This is a genomic window from Marinobacter sp. UBA5687 (genome assembly GCF_002420325.1).
In the GTDB taxonomy this organism is placed as follows: Bacteria; Pseudomonadota; Gammaproteobacteria; order Pseudomonadales; family Oleiphilaceae; genus Marinobacter; species Marinobacter nauticus.
This window is the reverse complement of sequence record NZ_DIHV01000143.1, coordinates 26,740-27,488: the sequence shown is the minus strand read 5'-3', so window position 1 is coordinate 27,488 and position 749 is coordinate 26,740. Positions and strand designations below refer to the sequence as shown.

Here is a 749-nt window from a genome sequence, read left to right as displayed (position 1 = left end):
CGCGATGCCGAGGCCAATGCCGAGGAAGATCGCAAGTTCGAGGAGCTTGTCCAGGCCCGTAACCAGGGTGATGCCATGGTACACGCCGTGCGCAAGACCTTGAGTGAAGCCGGTGACAAGGTCTCCGACAGCGAGAAGGAGTCCATCGAGGCCGCCATTAAGGATCTGGAAGAGGCCCTCGAGGGTTCTGACAAGGAAGCGATCGAAGCCAAGACTCAGAAGCTGACCGAAGTGTCCTCTGAGCTGGCTCAGAAGATGTACGCGGATCAGGCCGACCAGGCTCAGCAGGCCGGTGGCCAGGAAGAAGGTCAGGCCAAGAGTGCTGACGACGCCGTCGATGCCGAGTTCGAGGAAGTCAAAGACGACGACAAGAAGTAATTCCGAGGTACATCAAGTAGTTGGGGAAACGCGGGCCGGGCTCGCGTTTTCCTCGTTATAAAAACAGGGTTTTGAAGCATGGCCAAGCGCGATTATTACGAAGTACTCGGGATCTCCCGGGATGCGGACGAAAAGGAAATTAAGCGGGCGTATCGAAAGCTCGCGATGAAGTACCACCCGGACCGTAACCCGGATGACAAAGATGCCGAGAACAAATTCAAAGAGGCCAGCGAAGCCTACGAAATCCTGGCGGACTCCAGTAAGCGCGCCGCCTACGACCAGTTTGGTCATGCCGGCGTAGACGGTCAGGCTGGCGGCGGCTTTGGTGGCGGTGGCGCCAGCTTCTCCGACATCTTTGGTGATGTGTTCGG

At 57.7% G+C, this 749-nt stretch carries 2 protein-coding genes; both read left to right on the top strand.

Translation table 11 applies throughout. From position 1 onward, the window contains the following. Positions 1-378: Hsp70 family protein (locus B3Y70_RS15790; protein ID WP_288590069.1), on the top strand; the 378-nt coding region annotated here is incomplete at its 5' end. A 78-nt stretch (positions 379-456) separates the two neighbouring features. Beyond that, a partial coding sequence (locus B3Y70_RS15785) for a DnaJ domain-containing protein (RefSeq protein ID WP_288590068.1) occupies positions 457-749 on the top strand: 293 nt, incomplete at its 3' end.